Consider the following 16,323-nt stretch of genomic DNA (forward strand, 5'->3'; position numbering starts at 1 on the left):
AAATAATCCTTCACAACTGGTTGGCACAACCCCTATGGCAGCGGCACCACGTGGTACTGCACCGAGACGGTCCGCGCACCCGCCGGCGGATCGGCCCGGCGCCGGCGCTGGCGGTACGGCTCCAGCAGCGCCGAGACCGCCTCGTTCACCCCGGCCATCTCCTCCGCGGTGAGCAGCAGCAGCGCGTCGCTGAACAGCGCCACCTCGTACCACTCGGGCGGCTCGCTCCCGGCGCGCCGCAACCAGTCCCGGGTCCGCTCCATGTCGCGGGCCACATGCGCCTCGACCAGCGCCTGCTCGGCCGCGCGCGCCTCCGGCCCGGCCGCACGGCCCGCGTCGAACATGACGCTGGGGCTGACCGCGCGCCACACCCGCTCCCGCGCGTCACCCCGGCTCGGTGCCTGCTCGACCAGGCCGAACTTCGCCAACGCTCGCACGTGGTAGCTGGTCGCACTCGGCGACAGCTCGGCGATCTCCGCGAGCTCGGTGGCGGTCCCACCACCCTCCCGACTGCTCAGGTATTCCATGATCGCGATTCGGGCCGGATGGGCCAGCGCCCGCATCACCTGCGGGTCACTGATCGTCATCCGACGCGCCTCGGGACGGGCCTCGGTCATGACCCCCATGATCCCGGCCATCCGCGCGACCCGCCATCACCCCCCGGGCTACGCGGACCGGCAGTTCCGCTCCACCAACCGCGTTGCCACCGGCGGGATGGCACCACGCGCCAGGCATCGGGCGGTGCCGGACCTGTCCAGCAGCGGACAGGGCCGGGCGTCAGGTGTGCCGGACCCGTCGGCAGCGGACAGGTAGACGACCGCTGCGGCGTTGATGGCGACCGCGCGCGCCGACCCTCTAACCGCATGACCGTGCTGCACCTGCACTGGCTCAGCGTGGGCGGGATCCGCGGCAGACCCAGCAGTCAGCAGACCTGCAGGTGCGGCGACCGGCCGGGGCACGCCCGCCACCGGAGGCTCGGGAAATTGTCGTACACCTGTTCTAATGTGGCTTCATGTTGAGGGCGTTGGAGCAGGCCGGCGGGGCCGTCGACGACTGCGCCGACGTCGCCCCGTGGGCGCTCTCCGACGACGAGTTGCTGGCATCACTGGACGCGACGCACGCGGTGGCGCAGCGGCTGGCCACCGTCCAGCTGGGGCTGGTGCGCGAGCTGGACGCCCGCGGCCTGGCGGTCGCTCGCGGCGCCTCGTCCACCGCCGTCTGGCTCCGGGAGCGACTCCGGCTCTCCGGTCGATCCGCCCGCCAGCTGGTCGAGCTCGCGGCCGCCATCGACGCCGCCCCGTCGGCAGTGCGCGATGCGATGCGGACGGGCGCCATCACCGTGGAGCAGGGCCGGGTGCTCGCGGAGACGATCGCGGCCCTTCCGGCCGAAGCGGGGCCGGAGGTGGCCGACAAGGCCACCCAGCTGCTGGTCGCCTGGGCCGACCGGTTCGACCCGGCGATCCTGCGCCGTCTCGGGGAACGCGTGCTCACGCACGTCGCACCGGATCTGGCCGACCAGGCCGAGCTGGCGGCCCTCGAACGGGCCGCCGACCGCGCCGAGGCCCGCCGGCACGTCACCCTCTCCGACCAGCAGGATGGGCAGGTACGCCTCAGCGGGAGCCTCGACACCGAGACCGCCAGCCTGCTCCGCGAGGCGATCGGGCCGCTCTGCGCACCGGCCGGCGCGCACGACGACCGCAGTCCCGGTCAGCGCCGGGCGGACGCGCTCGGCGAAATCTGTCGGCTGGCGCTGCGCACCGGCCACCTGCCGGACAGCGGCGGCGACCGACCACAGCTCGTGGTGACCGTCTCCCTGGACGCGCTGGTCAACGGCGTCCGCGCTGGCGCACTGGAGACCGGGGCACACCTGACGCCCGGCGCGGTGCGCCGCCTCGCCTGCGACGCCGCCGTGCTGCCGGCCGTGCTGGGCGGCAACAGTCAGGTGCTGGACGTAGGGCGTCAGCGCCGACTCTTCACCGGCCCGTTGCGCCGGGCACTGGTGCTACGCGACGGCGGCTGCGCCTTCCCAGGCTGCGACCGGCCATCCCGCTGGTGCGACGGCCACCACGTCCAGCACTGGGCCGACGGCGGGGCGACGGCGCTGGGCAACGCCGTCCTGCTCTGCGGCCACCACCACCGGCTCCTCCATCAGGGCGACTGGACGGTCCGCATCGCGGGGGACGGCCAGGCCGACTTCCTCCCGCCCAGCTGGCTTGACCCGCTCCGCACCCCGCGCCGCAACCTCTACCACCGGCGCTGCTGAGGCCGAGGGAGCACCAACCTCCGCAACGCTTCTCAGGCCGGAGCGAGTACCCCGTCGCCGCGCCGCGTCTCCACGTCGCGCGCGCCCACCACGTCGCCCTCAGGCCGGTCGCCGTAAGCGCCACGCCACACCGCTGCCGCACCGCCCGGGCGCCACGCCGCCGCCACACCGCCGCGGCGCCACGCCGCCGCCACACCGCCGGGGCGCCACGCCGCCGCCACACCGCCGGGGCGCCACGCCACGCCGTCTCCATCGGGTGGTCGCTTCGGTAATTCGGTGGAAGGGTCGGGCGTGGGAGCGTAGGGTTGCAGCCCGCTTGACGGCCGAGGTGAGCTGCACCGGAACGGACGTCCCCGCGCCGGGTGGCCGGCCATCCGCCCCCGGACACGCGAGCGCGCAGCAGATGTGAACGATGGGACGTCAGCATGCCCGCACTTGACCTCGACACCCACCTCGACACGGATCTGGCCGCCGAGCGCGCACACCTCGCCACCTCACGGGCGGCGCTGCGACGGATGCGCGAGCGGGCCGAGGCCCTCTTCGCCACGGGTGACCAGGTGGCCGGCGACGCCTACGCCGCAGAGACGCTCGGCCGCACGCTGGCCCGCCGGGTGGCCGAGCTGGCCGACGACCCGACCACGCCCCTCTTCTTCGGCCGCCTCGACTTCGGCGGAACCACGGACAGCGGGACCATGGACAGCGGGACCCCTGACGGCACGACCACGACCAGAACAACGGCGGACAGCGGCCCAGCCCCGGACGCGATCGAGATCGCCGGATCAGGCACGACCGGCGGCGCTGGCACAACCGGCAGCACGAGCCCGACCGGCGGCAGCGGCAGCGGCAGCGGCAGCGGCAGCGGCAGCGGCAGCGGCAGCGGCAGCGGCAGCGGCAGCGGCAGCGGCAGCGGCAGCGATCATGACGGGCGGCGCTATCACGTGGGGCGGCGGCATGTCAGTGATGAGCTGGGCGAGCCGTTGGTGCTGGACTGGCGGGCACCGGTTTCGCGGTCGTTCTACCGGGCCAGTGCTCGGGATCCGCAGGGGGTGGCGGTCCGGCGCCGATTCGGTTTCAGCAACGGGGTGTTGACCAGCTTCGAGGATGAGCGGCTGGACCGGGGTGAGGAGCTGGGCACGACGAGCCGGATCCTCACGGCCGAGATCGAGCGGCCGCGCGTGGGGCCGATGCGGGACATCGTTGCCACCATCCAGCCGGAGCAGGACGAACTGGTCCGGGCCGACCTGGCCGACTCGATCTGCGTGCAGGGCGCGCCGGGCACCGGGAAGACCGCCGTCGGGCTGCACCGGGCCGCGTACCTGCTCTACCTGCACCGGGAGCGGTTGCGGCGGGCGGGTGTGCTGATCGTCGGGCCGAACCGGGCGTTCCTGTCGTACATCGCGGCGGTGCTGCCGGCGCTGGGCGAGGTCGAGGTCGAGCAGGCCACGGTGGAGGAGTTGATCTCCCGGGTGCCGGTCCGGGCGGTCGAGCCGTCGGCGGTCGCCGCACTCAAGCACGACGTGCGGATGGCCAGTGTGCTGCGCCGTGCGGTGCAGGCACAGATCGGTACGCCGACCGATCCGATCACCGTGTCGGACGGCTCGTTCCGGTGGCGGATCGGGCTGGAGCCGCTGCACCGGATCGTCGAGGAGACCCGTCGGGAGGGGCTGCCGTACGGCACCGGCCGGGAGCGGGTCCGGGCGCGAGTGGTGAGCCTGCTGCAACGGCAGGCCGAGGCACGCCGGGCGGAGTCGCCCAGCGACGCCTGGCTGCGCCGGATGGGCCGGTGCCGACAGGTGGCCGACTTCCTGGACTCGGTCTGGCCGGCGCTCACCCCCGAAGGGCTGGTGCACGGCCTGCTGGCCGACCCGGCCCGGCTCGCCGCCGCGTCGGACGGGCTGCTCAGCGACGCCGAGCAGTCGCTGCTGGTCTGGGCGAAGCCGGCCCGTACCGCGAAGGCGACCCGTTGGACCGCCGCCGACGCGGTGCTGGTCGACGAGGCGGCCGGGCTGCTGGAGCGGCCCTCCGGGTTCGGGCACGTGGTGGTGGACGAGGCGCAGGACCTCTCCCCGATGCAGTGCCGGGCCATCGCCCGACGTAGCGAGCACGGCTCGGTCACTCTCCTCGGTGACCTCGCCCAGGGCACCGCACCGTGGGCGGCGACCGACTGGCGGGAGTCCCTGGCCCACCTGGGCAAGCCGGACGCCGTGGTGGTGCCACTGACGATCGGCTTCCGGGTGCCCGCCGCGGTGGTCGCGTTCGCCAATCAACTGCTGCCGGCGCTCGCGGTGGACGTACCCCCGGCAGAGTCGCTGCGCCACGATGGCGGCCTGGACGTGCGTACCGTGACCGACCTGACCGCGGCGACGGTGGCCGAGGTGCGCGCGGCGCTCGCGCACGACGGCTCGGTCGGCGTGATCGCCGCGGACGACGCGGTCGACGGGCTGCGCGCGGCGCTGGCCGCCGTCGGCGTCCCGACCGCGACCGCCGACGACGTGGCCGACCTGGCGCGGGTCACCGTGGTGCCCGCGACGCTGGTCAAGGGCCTGGAGTACGACCACGTGGTGGTGGTCGAGCCGGCCGCGATCGTCGCGGCCGAGCCGCGCGGGCTGCACCGGCTGTACGTGGTGCTCACCCGGGCGGTGTCGCGGCTCGCGGTGCTGCACCACGAGCCGCTGCCCGCGCCGCTCCTGACCGGGTCAGCGACCGGAGAGAGCTGAGGCGATCTCGCGCAGCGGCTTGCCCGACTCGGCGATCGGCACCGTGAAGGCCAGCCAGGAGCCGTCGGTGAACTCGATCCGGAGGCGCTTCGGGTTGAGCCGGTGCCAGCCCACCCGGGCGTCGGCCACCGCCGTCCGGGGCGCCGACCAGACGACCCGGGTCTCGGCCACCGCCCGCTCGTCGTCGGCCTGGCTCGACCAGAGCTTCGTCGGCCCGGACGCGCACACGAGCAACCGCCGGTCGGTGACGGCGAGGACGGTGTCGTTGAGCGTCGTGGCCGGGGGCACCGGCCGCCGGGCGTGTTGCAGGGTGGAGGCGGACGAGCCGGGCGCTCCCCGGCCAGCCACCCCGTGGGTGACTCGGTCGACGATCCGATCCCCCGCCGGGAAGGAGAACAGCGGCGAGAGCAGGTTGAGCAGCGCCCCGGAGACACCTCCGCCACCACCGGCGCCGGAGGATCCCGGCTGCTCCGCTTGCGGTGGGTCGGCTGGCAGGACGCCCTGGGCGATCTCCGTCTTCGCGACGGCGAGCACCTGTTCCCCCGGCTCGACCAACTGGGTCAGCCGTTCCTGGTAGCTGATGTCCGCCATCGGCTCAGTACCGGTCGGCGGCCGGTCGGCCGGCGTCGGGAGCGTCGCCGATCACCTCGCCGACCAGTTCGCGTACCCGGGCGGCGGCCGCGGCCTGGGCGCGGCTGGCCGCGGCGGTGAACTCCTCGGCCAGGGTGAACGAGTCGAGGCGCATCGCCCTGGCGTTGATCTCGGACGACACGATCGTGCCGTCCGCCGCGGCGGTGACCCGGACCAGGCCGGAGTCGCTCACGCCCTCGGCGCTGCTCTCTTCGAGCTCGGTCATCTTGCTGGCCAGCTCGCGCTGCCAGCCGTCCAGGTTGCGGGCCAGCGCCTCGATGCGGTCCAGACCGGGAAAGGTCATGGCGGTCCCTCTCAGGTCAGGATGGAGTCGAAGACATTCTGCACGCCCTTGGTGTACGGGCCCATATCCTCGCGGTACGTGCCGTCCACCAGGTAGTTGCGGTCCTTGGTGCCGTCGGAGATGTCGTGCAGCCCGACTCCGGTGTCCATGAGGGCTCCGCCGAAGCCAGGGATGTTCACCGGGGACGCCTGGTTGATCAGGAACTTGCCCGGGAAGAGAGTCTTGAATTTCTCGAGCTGGAACGCCCTGGCCTCGGCCGACCACCCGGACTTGTTCCACATCCGGTACGCCTTCTTGGCCTTGCGGATCTCCAGCACCGCCCGGCGGTACTTCATCAGCAGCTCGGCGACCTTCTGCATCTTGGTGGCCAGCTTCGTCAGGATCTCGGCGAACCGCGCGACGATCTTGACCATCCGGCCGACCGTGGTGGCGAGCCGGGCCAGCACCCGGACGACCGTCGCCGCGAGCGAGATGCCGGCGCTGAGCGCTGCCGCCACCGCCGCGATGATCACCTCGGTGAGGAACCAGAGCAGGAACTCGAGGATCAGCTCGACCAGCAGGTTGAACGCGTCGACCGCCGCGTTGGCCGCGTCGACCAGCACCTCCTTGGTGCCGTCCAACCCGCGGGCCAACTCCTCGATCGCCTCCTCCACCGAGTCCATCGAGGCGTGGAAGCTCTCGGCGGCATCACCCGACCAGGCACCCCGCAGCCGGGCCCGGTCCTGAATCTGCTCGCCAGCGATCGCGCGGACCGCCTCGCCGGTGGTCAGGCAGAGCTGGGCGGCGTTCATCAGTTCGTCCGGCTCGCCGGCGACCAGTTCGAGCAGCTGCTCGAAGGGCCAGAGCACCGCGTTGGACAGCGGCTTGAACGGGTCGGGGGTGCCCGACACGATCTGCTCGAAGTAGGTCTTGTTGCGCTGCAACGCCTCCGTACTCACGCCTGCACCTGTCCACTCGGGCCACCGGCGCCGGGCGACCAGGGGCCGGGCGCGATGACGTCGGGAGCGGCCGGGCGGCCGGGCACGAACAGATCGGTGCTGGCCACGTCGGTGCCGGTGTATGCCTCGGCGGTGTCGCTCAGCCCTTCGGCGATGTCCGCCATCACCTCGGCGCCGTCGGCGAGCCCCTGCAGGCACGCTTCAAACTGCTCGGCGTACGTCGCAGCGAGGCTGAAGGACGCCGGCATCACCCCGAAAGCGTGCCGCGACACGTGCCCGTCGCCGAACGAGCGATGCAGCTCGCGAAAGCGGGCCGCCCGGTCGTTTGACGCCGCGGCGAATGCCGTCAAGGCCTCCGGCTGGACCTCCAGCTGATTGCTCGGGCTCGACACGGACCCTCCCCTGTGTCCTGTGCGACGAGTCAGCCGCCGCAGCCCCCACCATAGGCACTCTGTGCTGCTACCGACATCCCGGGCGGAGGCGTCCAGGTCTTGTGGGATTGACTTTGTGGTTTAAAGTAGTTTGCGTGAACCTCGACGACGACGATCCACCACCCGCCGACGCCGCGGCAGCGCTCCACCTCATCCGGGAGCAACGGGTGGCGACGGCACGCCGGCTCGAGCCGGACGCCCGAATGCTCTACTGGCCATGGGGTGTCGCCTGGTTGGTCGGTTTCGGGCTGTTCTTCCTGCGCTTCGCACCCGACGGTCGGGTGCTGGTCCGGCTACCGGACTGGCTGCCGGTGACCGCCCTCTTCGGCCTGCTGGTGGCCGCCGCGGCGGTCCAGGCGGTCGCCAGCGCGCGGGCGTACGGCCAGCTCAGCGGCGACTCCGCCCGGCGCGGGCGCTGGTACGGCTGCGCCTGGGCCCTGGGTTCCGTGAGCGTGTTCGCGGTGCTCGGCCGGGTCGTCGACCACCTGCCACACGACCAGGCGGCACTGCTCTGGTCGGCGACCGCCGTCGGGCTGACCGGTGCGCTGCACATGGCCGGCGGAGCCATCTGGCTGGACCGGGACCTGTTCCGGCTCGGCGTCTGGATCAGCGCGATCAACGTGGCCGGTACGTTCGCCGGGCCGGGCTGGCACGCGCTGGTGCTGGCGGTTGCCGGCGGTGGCGGGATCCTGGTCGTCGGCGCGATCAGCTCGCTGCGACAGCGGCGCCGGTCGTGACCGAGCTGGACCCGGTGATCCACGCGCAGGCCCGGCTGCGGGTGGTCGCCACCCTCTCCGCGCTCGGCGACGGGGACCGGATCGCCTTCCCCCGATTGCAGGAGCTGCTCACGATGACCGCCGGCAACCTCTCCGTGCACCTGCGCAAGCTCGAGGACGCCGGCTACGTCGAGGTCAGCAAGACCCACCGTGGACGTACCCCGGCCACCCTGATCCGACTCAGCAGGCGGGGCCGGCTGGCATTCGAGGAGTACACCGAGGCCGTCCGCGCCCTGCTCGACCCCACCTCGCTCGACCCCACCCCGTCGAAGGAGCAGTCATGACCCTCGCCCGCGCCGACCAGGCCAGCCGCCGGTACGGCGACGTCCTGGCCCTCGACCGCGTCGACCTGGAAGTCCGGGCCGGTGAGCTGGTCGGCCTGCTCGGCCCGAACGGCGCCGGCAAGAGCACCCTGATGAACCTGCTGGTCGGTCTACGTCGACCCAGCTCGGGTCGGGTCGAGCTGTTCGGCGGTGACCCCCGCGACCCGGCGTCCCGGCGACAGATCGGGGTCACCCCGCAGGAGACCGGCCTGCCGGGCACGCTGCGCGTCGGCGAGGTCGTCGACTTCGTCTCCGCGCACTACCCGGATCCGGTGCCCCGGGGTGAACTGCTCGACCGCTTCGGTCTGGGCGACCTCGCCCGGCGGCAGACCGGCGGCCTCTCCGGCGGGCAGCGCCGCCGGCTGGCGGTGGCGCTGGCGTTCGTGGGCCGGCCCCGGCTGGTGCTGCTCGACGAGCCGACCACCGGCCTGGACGTGGCCGCCCGGCACACCCTGTGGGACGCGATCCGGGCGTTCCACGATGACGGCGGGACGGTCCTGCTGAGCAGCCACTATCTGGAAGAGGTGGAGGCCCTGGCCCGCCGGGTGGTGGTGATCGGGCAGGGCCGGGTGCTCGCCGACGACACGGTGGACGCGGTGCGCGGCATCGTCGGCGTGCGCCGGGTCAGCCTGGTCGCCGACGAGCTGCCCGAGCTGCCCGGGGTGGTCCGCACCGAACGGATCGACGGTCGGCTGCACCTGCTCACCACCGACGCCGACCAGCTGGTCCGGGCGCTGGTCACCGCCGGGACCGCCTTCGCCGACCTGGAGGTCCGGCCCACCTCGCTGGAGGAGGCGTTCCTCGCCATCACCGCCGGGGAGCAGGTCCCCACCGGAGAGCAGCCCGCCATCGGGAAGCAGTCCGCTGCCGGGGAACCGCCCGCCACCACCGCCACCGCTGGCGGCCGACCCACCACCGCCTGAGGAGGCGTCCACCGTGCAGCTCGCCCTGGTCCACGCCCGCTACCAGCTCCTGGAGATCATCCGGATTCCGGTGGCCGTCTTCGGCAGCGCCTTCTTCCCGGCCGCCGCCATGATCTTCTTCGTGGTGCCGTTCGCCGGCGAAGACTCGGTCGGCGCCACCTTCGCCACCGCGTCGATGGTCACCTTCTCGGTGATGAGCGCCAACATCTTTCAGTACGGCGTCGGCGTCGCCGAGGACCGCGACCAGCCGTGGAATCCGTACACCCGGACCCTGCCGGCCGGGCCGGCGCCCCGGTTCGCCGGCCGGGTGCTGGCCGGCCTGGCGCTGACGTACCTGTCGCTGATCCCGGTCGTGGTGATCGGCGCGACGCTGACCGCGGCCCAGATCACCCCGGCGGCATTCCTGCTGACCGCCGGCATCGTGGCCGTCATCTCGGTGCCGTTCACGCTGATGGGGCTCGCCATCGGCTACTCGCTGCCGAGCAAGGCGGCGATCGTGGTGGCGCAGGTGGTGTTCCTGCCGCTCGCGTTCGGCGGCGGCCTGCTCTCCGCACCGGGCGAGGCACCCGGGTTCATCGAGACGATCGCGCCCTTCCTGCCCACCCGGGGCGCCGCCGAATTGATGTGGTCGGCGGTCGGCGACTATTCGGTCCAGCCGCTGGCGCTGATCATGCTCGGCGTCTGGGTGGTGCTGCTCGCCACGCTCGCCGGATGGGCGTACCGGCGGGACGAGGGTCGCCGGTTTAGCTGACGATTCGTCCGTTTCCGCCCCGGGCCGCAGCGGGACGGTGCCAGGATTCCGGCAGGGGGCCGTCGTGGCCGCCCGGGCCGAGAGGGGTCTTCACCGTGAGCACCGTCCCGCCGGGCACGCCCTGCTGGGCCGACCTGGCCACCCCGGACCTGACCGACGCCCGGCGCTTCTACCCGGAGCTGTTCGGCTGGACCGGCCGGGTGACACCGGAGCCCGAGGCGGGTGGCTACACCGTCTTCCTGCTCGACGGACAGCCGGTGGCCGGCGCCGGGCCGCCGGCGATCCCGGACCAGGTGCCGATCTGGTCGACGTACCTCGCCACCGACGACGCGGAGCTGGTCGCCGGGCGGGTCGAACGGGCCGGCGGGCAGGTCGTCGTGCCGCCGTTCGAGGTCTTCGACCGGGGCCGGATGGCGGTCTTCGCCGACCCGGCGGGCGCCACCTTCAGCGTCTGGCAACCGCAGGCCATGCCCGGTGCCGAGGTGTTCAACGTGCCCGGCGCGATGAGCTGGAACGAGCTGGTCACCCCGGACCCGGAGGGCGCGAAGGTCTTCTACGAGCTGGTGTTCGGCTGGCAGCCCGACGACCAGCCGGTCGGCGGGATGACGTACACCGGATGGCGGCTCGGGGCGCGGATCGTCGCCGGGATGATGCCGCCGTTCGCCGACGATTTCCCGGCCGACCTGCCGGCGTACTGGACGGTGTACTTCGCGGTGGCCGACGCGGACGCCGCCGCAGCCCGCGCCGCCGAGCTGGGCGGGACGATCCTGGTCCCGCCCCGCGACAATCCGGCCGGTCGGTTCGCGGCCCTGCGCGACCCCCAGGGCGCCCTCTTCTCCGTCATCGACCTTGGCCCCTGACCTGGCCACCTCCCCGGGGATTGGAGCGAGGGGGTCAGGGCATGCGGGGGCGGACGGGGACTACCAGAGGGCCGTGGGTGCCGGGGACGACGCGGACGCTGGCCCGGTAGTGGGTGGCGAGGAGGTGCTCGGTCAGTACCTCGCGGGGGGTTCCGGCGGCCACCACCCGGCCGTCGGCGAGCATCACCATCCGGTCGGCGTACTCGCCGGCCAGGGAGAGGTCATGCATCGTGGCGAGCACGGTCAGGCCGTGCTCGCGGCGCAACTGGTCGACCAGCTCCAGCACGTCCTGCTGGTGACCGATGTCCAGCGCGCTGGTCGGCTCGTCGAGCAGCAGCAGCGTCGCGCCCTGGGCCAGTGCCCGGGCGAGGAAGACCCGCTGGCGTTCGCCCCCGGAGAGGGTGGCCAACTCCCGGCGGTGGAAGCCGGTGAGGTCCAGCCGGTCGAGCACCTCGTGCACGGCGTCCACGTCGGCGGCCGATTCCCGGCCCAGCGGCGGGATGTACGGGGTGCGCCCGAGCAGCACGTAGTCCAGCACCGACATGCCAGGCGGCACCACCGGGGACTGCGTCACCGTGGCCACCACCCGGGCGCGGTCCCGGCGGCGCAGTGCGGCGCTCGCCGTACCGAACAGGGTGATCGCCCCCGGCGCGGGCAGCAGCCCGCCGACGGCGCGCAGCAGGGTCGACTTGCCGGCGCCGTTCGGGCCGATCACGGTGACCCACTCGCCGGCCGCGACCGTGAGGTCGACGCCGGTGAGGATCGGCGTGCCGTCCAGGCTGACGTGCAGCCCCCGGACCTCGACAGCCGGCACGCCGGCAGCGCCGGCCGAACCAGCAGCGGCCGGGCCAGCCTGGCCGGTGGTGGCCGCGCCGGCAGGGCCAGCAGCGGCCGAGCCGGCGGTGCGCTCGGGGCTCACGTGAGCACCCGCCGGGCGGTACGTAGCACGAGCACGAAGAACGGGCCGCCGAGCAGGGCGGTGACCACCCCGATCGGGATCTCGGCCGGGGCGGCGGCGGTGCGGGCCACCACGTCGGTCAGCGCCAGGAACGCGGCGCCGAACAGCAGCGACAGCGGCAGGATCACCCGGTAGCTCGCCCCGGCGAGCAGTCGGACGGTGTGCGGCACGATGATGCCGACGAAGCCGATCAGGCCGGTCGCGGAGACCGCCGCGGCGGTGCCCAGCGAGGCGGCGGCGATCAGCAGGTAGCGGGAGCGCTGCGGGTGCAGGCCGAGGCTTTTCGCCTCGTCGTCACCGACGGCGAGGACGTCCAGCTCGCGGCGGTGCAGCAGCACCACCACGGTGGTCAGCACGGCGTACGGCAGCACCAGCAACACGTCGTGCCAGCCCGCGGTGGCCAGCCGACCGAGCAGCCAGGAGTAGACCTGCTGGATGCTGTCGGAGTGCCGTTGCAGCAGGTACGTCTGCCCGGCGGACAGGAACGCGGAAACCGCCACCCCGGCCAGGATCAGCATCGCGGGTGAGCGGCTCCGCCCGCCGGCACCACCGAGCAGGTAGGTCATCGTCACGGCGACCAGCGAGCCGGCGAAGGCCGCCAGTGGGATGGTCACCGGCAGCCCGGTGATCGAGCCCTGCCGACCGGCGCCGCCGAGGGCGATCACCGCGGTGACCGCCAGCCCGGCGCCGGCGGCAACGCCGAGCAGGTACGGGTCGGCCAGCGGGTTGCGGAAAACCCCCTGATAGCAGCCGCCCGCCAGGGCCAGGAGGCCGCCGACGAGCAGACCCAGCACCACCCGGGGCAGCCGCAGCTCGGTGACGATGGCGATTTCCCGCTCGGTCAGCCCGCTGTTCAGGTGCACCCCGGGGATCAGGTTGAGCAGCTCGGCGGCGACGCTGCCCGGCGGCAGGCTGACCGGGCCGATGGACACCCCGGCGATCAGCGCGACGAGCACCGCGAACACGCCGGCGACCAGCCAACGCTTGCGCAGCCCGGCGGGCCGGGTTCCAGACGGCAGCCCAGCGGGTCGGGCTCCGAACGGCAGCCCGGCGGGCGGGGACGGAGGCTGCGTCCCGGCCGGCTGGGTGGATGCTGCCGGTGCACCCGCCGGTGACGGCCCGGTCATCGACGGACGACGGTCACGCGGGCACCTTGGCGACCGCGTCGACGATGACCCGCAGCAGGTCCACGATCCGCGGGCCCCAGCGGGAGGCGATGTCGTCGTCCAGTGCCACCACCTGGTTGTTCTTCACCGCGGTCAGCCCGGCCCAGCCGCTGCGCGCCTTGACCGAGTCGGCGTTCTGCTGGCAGCACTTCGAGTCGGCCAGGAAGACGAAGTCCGGGTTGGCCTTGACGATGAACTCCTGGGAGAGCTGCGGGTAGCCGGCGCTCTTGCCGTCGGCGTCGGCCGGGTCGGCGATGTTGGTCAGCCCGACCTGGCTGTAGAGCGAGCCGATGAAGGTCTTGCTGGTCGCGCTGTACAACTCCGGGCCCAGCTCGTGGAAGTAGGTGAGCTTCTCGGCGCGCTGCGGCACGTCCTTGAGCAGCTTGGCGATGTCGTCCTTCATCCGGCCGGTGACGTCGGCGGCCTGGTCGACGTGCCCGGTCAGGCTGCCCAGCTCGGTGATCTGCCGGTAGGAGTCGTCCAGCGTGGTCGCCGTCGGAGTCAGGTAGACCGGAATCTTCAGCTTGCCGAGCTGCTCGACGATCTTGTTGCGGTCATCGGAGAGCACCACCAGGTCGGGGCTCTTGCCGGCGATCGCCTCGGCGTTGGGCTGGAAGCCGGACAGGTCGCTCTTGGGCGCGTCGGCCGGGTAGCTGGACTGGTCGTCGACCGCGCTCACCTGCGGGCCGGCACCGATGGCGAAGAGCATCTCGGTGGCGGTGGGCGACAACGAGACGATCTTCTCGGGGCGTTTGTCGAGGGTGAGCGAGCCGACCGTCACCGGGTAGGCGGCGGACGCCGAACTGGCGCCGGCGGCCGGCTGGTCGGCGGCCTTCTCGGCGCAGGCGCCGAGGGCGAGTGCGGCGACCGCGAGGGTCGCGGCGAAGAGCCGGGGGGTACGTCTGGACATGGGTCCTCCTGTCGGTCGAGGAGTGTGGTGCTTCGCCGACAGGACTTTCGTGCGCCCGCCCACGAGGCGCCCTTCCTCGAGAGCGCGTGTCGCGACCGATCCGCAGGCGACCTGGCTCGTCCCCGCCGTCAGGACGGGGCATCACAGTTGCGGGACAGCGCCGGGCTCACACCGGCTTCGCTGCGGACTGGTCGCTAAGACGGTAGCGCACCGCCAGGACGTGCCGGATCGATCAAGGACCGATCACCGCCGGTCGATCACCTGGGCCGCCTGATGGCGGGCTGGGGTGGTCGACCGGCGGCGATATGTCCCGGATCCGCGGGGTCGGAGCGGGTGGTGGGGCCCCGCCGGGGGCGGGACGGGGCCCCACCCGATCAGGAGGCGGTGATGGTGACGTTGTCCACAGCCGCCTCCACCAGGCTGGCGCCGGAGGCGTCCGCCGCCTCGACGAGGATGCGCACCGACTGGCCCGCGTACGGGCTGAGGTTGAGGTTGGCCACCGCCCAGCTCCCGTTGCGGTTGGCTGCCGCGCCGGCCTGGGTGAGCAGCGCCGTGGTGCCGCCGTTGTGCACCACGCTCACCCGCAGGTAGTCCGCCGAGGAGGCGTTCGAGCCGTGCGCCAGGTACCAGGCCAACGACAGGGTCAGCGTGCCGGACGACGGCAGGGTCACCGCCGGGGACCGGGCGCTGGTCACGCCGCCGTCGACGTCGTGGTCACCGGCGGCCGATCCCGCGAGCCGGCCGGTGACCAGGTCGTTGGCGCCGGCGTACGGGGTGAGCTGCTTTGCCCCGCTGGAGGTGGTCGCCTGGGCGGCGCCCCGCTCGAACATCCCGGCCGTGGCGGTGTCGGTGCCGGCCGGGTTGATCGTCCAGCCGGTGGCCGTCTCGAAGGTGTCCGACCAGACGGTGGTGCCGCCACCGCCGCCGCAGTACTGCGCCTGCTTGCCGATGGCCCGGTACGGACAGTCGGCGTACTCGCTGAGCATCAGCACGGCCTCCCGGTTGCGGGTGGTCTGCGCGGGGATCACCTCGTCCGGCGGGTAGAAGCCGCCGCCACTCGCCGAGCCCGGGTACATCTCGAAGGTGTACGCCCAGATGTTGTGGGTGGCCCACATCCAGTCGATGCTGGTGCCGTCGGCGATGTAGAGGTCGCTGGACTGCTCCGGGGTGTAGCTGTTGGTGGCCGCCATCTGCTGGCCGATGGTGGCGAAGGTGTTGTACTGGTCCGCGCTCATCCCCGCCGGATTGTTGGCGGTGGTGTAGCCGAAGGGCCAGAGCACCAGCTGCGAGTAGGTGTGGAAGTCGATGTTCGCCTTGATCTGCTGGACGCCGCCGACGACCCGGCTGTTGACGAAGTTGCGCAGCGCCTGCGTCTCCGGGGCGGAGAACGCCGAGGGGCCGCGGTAGGTCTCCGACGAGGTGCTGCCGGACGAGCCGCCGCAGCAGCCCCACTGGTGGGACCAGTTGCGGTTCAGGTCGGTGCCGACCGCGGACGAGCCGCTGTTCGGCTGCCGGTTCTTGCGCCACGACCGGTACGACCCGGTGGCGATGTCGTACTCGCTGCCGTCCGGGTTGACCGTCGGCACGATCCAGATCTCCCGGCTGTTGACGATGTTCGTGATCCGGGAGTCGGCGCCGTAGCTGTCGGTGAAGAGGTTGAGCAGGTAGATCGCCATCTCGACAGTCAGGTGCTCGCGGGCGTGCTGCTGGGCGTTGAACAGGATCTCCGGCTCACCCTCGTCGGTGCCGACGTTGTCGGAGATCTTCACCGCCATCAGGTCGCGGCCCTCGTACGACGTACCAATGCTGATCTTGCGGGCGATGGCCGGGTGGTCGGCGACGGCCTGGTTCACCACGGCGGTCAGTTCCGCGTAGTCGTGGAAGTTGGAGTCGGCGGGCGGGAACGCCAACGTGCCCACCTCGCTGGCACCTCGCTCGACGTTCGGCGGTGGGGCGAGCGGTTCCAGCCGGAAGCCGAGACGGCTGATCGCGGCGGCCTCGGTGGCGGTGGCGGAGATGTGCAGTACGCCGTGTTCGGAGTAGTCGATGGCGGCCCCGGTGCGGGCCACCGCGGTGCGATCGGCGACGGTCCGAGGGCCGAGGACCCGGTAGCCGGTGGCGGCCTGTTCGGCGGTCCGGTCCGGTGCCGGTCGGGCGGCGACCGGGGCGGCGCCGACGGTGGCGATTGCCAGCCCGGTGACGACGGCGAGCACCAGGACGCGGCGGAGAGGGGTGGGCGTGCGGAGGGCCATGGACTACCTCCTCGAAGGGCGGGAGATCCCGCTCGGTGGAGGACACTTCACCATCAGTCACATGGTCATATCAATATTGATCGCTGCCTAATGCATCCCAGGCGAATCATCGCGGCGGCAA

At 72.7% G+C, this 16,323-nt stretch carries 17 protein-coding genes and 1 riboswitch; of the genes, 7 read left to right on the top strand and 10 right to left on the bottom strand.

The genetic code is table 11. From position 1 onward, the window contains the following. Positions 1-32: 32 nt before the first annotated feature. Positions 33-617, bottom strand: coding sequence for an ArsR/SmtB family transcription factor (locus tag OG990_RS27695; protein ID WP_406077635.1), 585 nt, complete (start codon positions 615-617; stop codon positions 33-35). Positions 618-1,012: 395 nt separating this feature from the next. Here OG990_RS27695 and OG990_RS27700 point away from each other — a divergent pair, with 395 nt between their 5' ends. Further along, on the top strand, positions 1,013-2,263 hold the full coding sequence (locus OG990_RS27700; protein WP_406077636.1) for a DUF222 domain-containing protein: 1,251 nt from the start codon (positions 1,013-1,015) through the stop codon (positions 2,261-2,263). Between the two features lie 32 nt (positions 2,264-2,295). On the opposite strand, the gene OG990_RS27705 is transcribed toward OG990_RS27700, so the two are convergent. Beyond that, positions 2,296-2,505: a hypothetical protein gene (locus OG990_RS27705; protein WP_406077637.1), complete on the bottom strand. Its 210-nt coding sequence runs from the start codon at positions 2,503-2,505 to the stop codon at positions 2,296-2,298. 183 nt (positions 2,506-2,688) lie between these two features. Here OG990_RS27705 and OG990_RS27710 point away from each other — a divergent pair, with 183 nt between their 5' ends. Then, on the top strand, positions 2,689-4,980 hold the full coding sequence (locus tag OG990_RS27710; RefSeq protein WP_406077638.1) for a HelD family protein: 2,292 nt from the start codon (positions 2,689-2,691) through the stop codon (positions 4,978-4,980). Here OG990_RS27710 and OG990_RS27715 read toward each other — a convergent pair. The 4 genes from OG990_RS27715 to OG990_RS27730 are packed head-to-tail and all read right to left on the bottom strand — an operon-like array spanning position 4,960 to position 7,244. After that, positions 4,960-5,571 carry a hypothetical protein gene (locus OG990_RS27715; protein WP_406077639.1) on the bottom strand — a complete coding sequence of 204 codons (612 nt, stop codon included), beginning with the start codon at positions 5,569-5,571 and terminating at the stop codon, positions 4,960-4,962. The two genes, OG990_RS27710 and OG990_RS27715, sit on opposite strands and share 21 nt — an antisense overlap. A 4-nt stretch (positions 5,572-5,575) precedes the next feature. Continuing rightward, the gene (locus OG990_RS27720) at positions 5,576-5,914 is read right to left on the bottom strand and encodes a YbaB/EbfC family nucleoid-associated protein (protein WP_328422583.1); all 339 of its coding nucleotides are present in this window, start codon (positions 5,912-5,914) and stop codon (positions 5,576-5,578) included. An 11-nt stretch (positions 5,915-5,925) separates the two neighbouring features. Continuing rightward, complete coding sequence (locus tag OG990_RS27725) at positions 5,926-6,852, bottom strand: WXG100 family type VII secretion target (protein WP_328422581.1); 927 nt, start codon at positions 6,850-6,852, stop codon at positions 5,926-5,928. Then, complete coding sequence (locus OG990_RS27730; RefSeq protein ID WP_355600681.1) at positions 6,849-7,244, bottom strand: type VII secretion target; 396 nt, start codon at positions 7,242-7,244, stop codon at positions 6,849-6,851. The genes OG990_RS27725 and OG990_RS27730 overlap by 4 nt, the downstream gene beginning before the upstream one ends. Before the next feature lie 134 nt (positions 7,245-7,378). On the opposite strand from OG990_RS27730, the gene OG990_RS27735 reads away from it, so the two are divergent. The 5 genes from OG990_RS27735 (at position 7,379) to OG990_RS27755 (ending at position 10,916) form a co-directional block, all read left to right on the top strand. Next, the gene (locus OG990_RS27735) at positions 7,379-8,020 is read left to right on the top strand and encodes a transporter (RefSeq protein WP_406077640.1); all 642 of its coding nucleotides are present in this window, start codon (positions 7,379-7,381) and stop codon (positions 8,018-8,020) included. Further along, positions 8,017-8,343 (top strand): transcriptional regulator, encoded by a 327-nt coding sequence (locus tag OG990_RS27740; protein WP_386985755.1) that lies wholly within the window; start codon positions 8,017-8,019, stop codon positions 8,341-8,343. Before OG990_RS27735 ends, OG990_RS27740 begins: the two co-directional genes overlap by 4 nt. Then, entirely contained in the window at positions 8,340-9,305 is a 966-nt protein-coding gene (locus OG990_RS27745; protein WP_386985757.1) for an ABC transporter ATP-binding protein, read from the top strand. Before OG990_RS27740 ends, OG990_RS27745 begins: the two co-directional genes overlap by 4 nt. A 13-nt stretch (positions 9,306-9,318) precedes the next feature. Further along, a complete protein-coding gene (locus OG990_RS27750; RefSeq protein ID WP_355600689.1) occupies positions 9,319-10,056 on the top strand; it encodes an ABC transporter permease in 738 nt (245 codons plus the stop codon). Between the two features lie 95 nt (positions 10,057-10,151). Beyond that, positions 10,152-10,916 (top strand): VOC family protein, encoded by a 765-nt coding sequence (locus tag OG990_RS27755; protein ID WP_328422569.1) that lies wholly within the window; start codon positions 10,152-10,154, stop codon positions 10,914-10,916. A 34-nt stretch (positions 10,917-10,950) separates the two neighbouring features. Here OG990_RS27755 and OG990_RS27760 read toward each other — a convergent pair whose 3' ends face one another. The 4 genes from OG990_RS27760 to OG990_RS27775 all read right to left on the bottom strand — a co-directional run bounded on the left by OG990_RS27760 (position 10,951) and on the right by OG990_RS27775 (position 16,202). Beyond that, a complete protein-coding gene (locus OG990_RS27760) occupies positions 10,951-11,730 on the bottom strand; it encodes an ABC transporter ATP-binding protein (RefSeq protein WP_386986733.1) in 780 nt (259 codons plus the stop codon). Between the two features lie 101 nt (positions 11,731-11,831). Then, positions 11,832-13,001, bottom strand: coding sequence for a FecCD family ABC transporter permease (locus OG990_RS27765; protein ID WP_406077641.1), 1,170 nt, complete (start codon positions 12,999-13,001; stop codon positions 11,832-11,834). A gap of 13 nt (positions 13,002-13,014) precedes the next feature. Next, positions 13,015-13,950, bottom strand: coding sequence for an ABC transporter substrate-binding protein (locus OG990_RS27770; protein ID WP_406077642.1), 936 nt, complete (start codon positions 13,948-13,950; stop codon positions 13,015-13,017). A 110-nt stretch (positions 13,951-14,060) separates the two neighbouring features. Then, positions 14,061-14,126, bottom strand: a riboswitch (cobalamin riboswitch). A gap of 198 nt (positions 14,127-14,324) precedes the next feature. Then, the gene (locus tag OG990_RS27775; protein ID WP_406077643.1) at positions 14,325-16,202 is read right to left on the bottom strand and encodes a M14 family zinc carboxypeptidase; all 1,878 of its coding nucleotides are present in this window, start codon (positions 16,200-16,202) and stop codon (positions 14,325-14,327) included. Between the last annotated feature and the right edge of the window lie 121 nt (positions 16,203-16,323).

The organism is Micromonospora sp. NBC_00858 (genome assembly GCF_045207365.1).
Lineage (GTDB): Bacteria > Actinomycetota > Actinomycetes > Mycobacteriales > Micromonosporaceae > Micromonospora.

Coding starts and splice junctions, on each gene's coding strand:
- OG990_RS27770 (WP_406077642.1), bottom strand. CDS start 13,950: ATGTCCAGACGTACCCCCCGGCTCTTCGCCGCGACCCTCGCGGTCGCC.
- OG990_RS27745 (WP_386985757.1), top strand. CDS start 8,340: ATGACCCTCGCCCGCGCCGACCAGGCCAGCCGCCGGTACGGCGACGTC.
- OG990_RS27710 (WP_406077638.1), top strand. CDS start 2,689: ATGCCCGCACTTGACCTCGACACCCACCTCGACACGGATCTGGCCGCC.
- OG990_RS27775 (WP_406077643.1), bottom strand. CDS start 16,202: ATGGCCCTCCGCACGCCCACCCCTCTCCGCCGCGTCCTGGTGCTCGCC.
- OG990_RS27720 (WP_328422583.1), bottom strand. CDS start 5,914: ATGACCTTTCCCGGTCTGGACCGCATCGAGGCGCTGGCCCGCAACCTG.
- OG990_RS27715 (WP_406077639.1), bottom strand. CDS start 5,571: ATGGCGGACATCAGCTACCAGGAACGGCTGACCCAGTTGGTCGAGCCG.
- OG990_RS27695 (WP_406077635.1), bottom strand. CDS start 617: ATGACCGAGGCCCGTCCCGAGGCGCGTCGGATGACGATCAGTGACCCG.
- OG990_RS27700 (WP_406077636.1), top strand. CDS start 1,013: ATGTTGAGGGCGTTGGAGCAGGCCGGCGGGGCCGTCGACGACTGCGCC.
- OG990_RS27765 (WP_406077641.1), bottom strand. CDS start 13,001: ATGACCGGGCCGTCACCGGCGGGTGCACCGGCAGCATCCACCCAGCCG.